Raw genomic sequence first — 1,647 nt, forward strand, 5'->3', positions numbered from 1 at the left:
GGGTCCGTGCCGGGACGCCGGTCGTGGGTCCCCCCGGGGCAGGAGCCCTTCCCTTCCCCAGGAGCCCGCCGTGCGTCCCACCACCTCCGACGACCCGACCCAGTGCCCGGCCAACCCCGACGCGCCCGTCCTGGCCCTCGACGACCCGGTCGTCGGCGCGGCCGACGAGGTCGAGCCGGCCGAGGACTTCGCGGCCGAGTCCGAGGCCCCGAGCCCCCGGACTGAGTCAGCCGAAGTTGCGCTCGTGCACGAGCCGCAGGCCCTGCAGCGTCAGCCACGGGTCGCGGGTCGTGACGGACGAGCACGCGTCCAGGACGGCCTCGGGGTACGAGCCGGTCGCGATGACGGCGACGTCGTCGGGCTCGTCCAGCTCGTCCAGCATCCGCTCCACGATGCCGTCGACGAGGCCGGCGAACCCGAGCACGACCCCGGACTGGATCGCCTCCACCGTGTTCTTGCCGATGACCCCGCGCGGCTCGGTGAGCTCCACGCTGCGCAGCTGCGCACCGCGGCGGGCCAGCGCGTCCAGCGACAGCTCGACGCCGGGCGCGATCGCCCCACCGACGTAGCGGCCCTTCTCGTCCACGACGTCGAAGATCGTGGCGGTGCCGTTGAGGTCGACGACGATGGCCGGGCCGCCGTACAGCTCGGCGGCGGCCAGGGCGTTGACGATGCGGTCGGCGCCGACCTCGCGCGGGTTGTCGGTGTGGATCGGCACGCCCGTCCTCACGCCCGGCCCGACGATGCACACCGGCGCGCCGTCGAAGTAGCGCGCGACCAGGTGGCGGAACTCCACCAGCACCGACGGCACGGTGCAGCACAGGCTGAGCGCCTCGGGCACCTCGAGCCCGGCCCGCACGACCAGGCCGGAGATCAGCAGCTGCCACTCGTCGGACGTGCGGTGCTCGACGGTCGACAGCCGCCAGTGCGCGACCAGCTCGTCGTCCTCGAAGATGCCGATCAGCGTGTGGCTGTTGCTGATGTCGAGGCAGAGCAGGCTCACGGCTACCGGGCCGCGACGAGGTCGCCGCGCTCCAGGCCGTGCCCCGCGGGCACGTCGGCCGGGTCGGCACCGAGCTGGACGACGTGGTTGTCGGCGTCGACGAACACGACGCTCGGCTCGAACGCGCGCGCCTCGGCGTCGTCCATCTGGGCGTAGGCGATGAGGATGACCACGTCGCCGGGGTGGACGAGGTGGGCCGCGGCGCCGTTGATGCCGATCACGCCGCTGCCGCGCTCGCCCGCGATCGTGTACGTCTCCAGGCGCGCGCGTTGGTGACGTCGACGATGTGCACGAGCTCGCCGGGCAGGATGTCGGACGCGTCGAGCAGGTCCTGGTCGACGGTGACCGAGCCGACGTAGTGCAGGTCGGCCTGCGTCACGGTGGCGCGGTGGATCTTGGACTTCATCATCGTGCGGAGCATCAGGCACCTTCCTGGCCGACGTGCAGGCCGCGGTTGTCGAGGAGTCGGGTCGTCCCCACGCGGGCGGCCACGAGCAGACGGGCGTCGCCGACGTGGTCGGCGGCGACGGGGGTGAGGAACGGGTCGGTCAGGACGAGGTAGTCGGTCACGACCCCGGGCTCGGCGTCGAGCACCGCGCGGGCGGCCGCGAGCACGGCGGTCCGGGGCCCGCGGCGTACGCGAC

Annotated in this window: 2 protein-coding genes and 1 pseudogene; all 3 read right to left on the bottom strand. The window is 73.3% G+C overall.

Annotated elements, in window-relative coordinates; all coding sequences use genetic code 11:
* Positions 1-226: 226 nt before the first annotated feature.
* On the bottom strand, positions 227-1,003 hold the full coding sequence (locus tag AC2W7G_RS15685) for a type III pantothenate kinase (protein WP_485869259.1): 777 nt from the start codon (positions 1,001-1,003) through the stop codon (positions 227-229).
* A 2-nt stretch (positions 1,004-1,005) separates the two neighbouring features.
* Positions 1,006-1,424, bottom strand: a pseudogene (gene panD / locus AC2W7G_RS15690) (aspartate 1-decarboxylase).
* On the bottom strand, positions 1,424-1,647 hold a 224-nt coding region (locus AC2W7G_RS15695; protein WP_485869260.1), incomplete at its 5' end, for a pantoate--beta-alanine ligase. The gene AC2W7G_RS15695 and the pseudogene panD, both read right to left, overlap by 1 nt.

The sequence above is a fragment of the Aeromicrobium sp. PFPM2_SD2 genome (assembly GCF_057364525.1).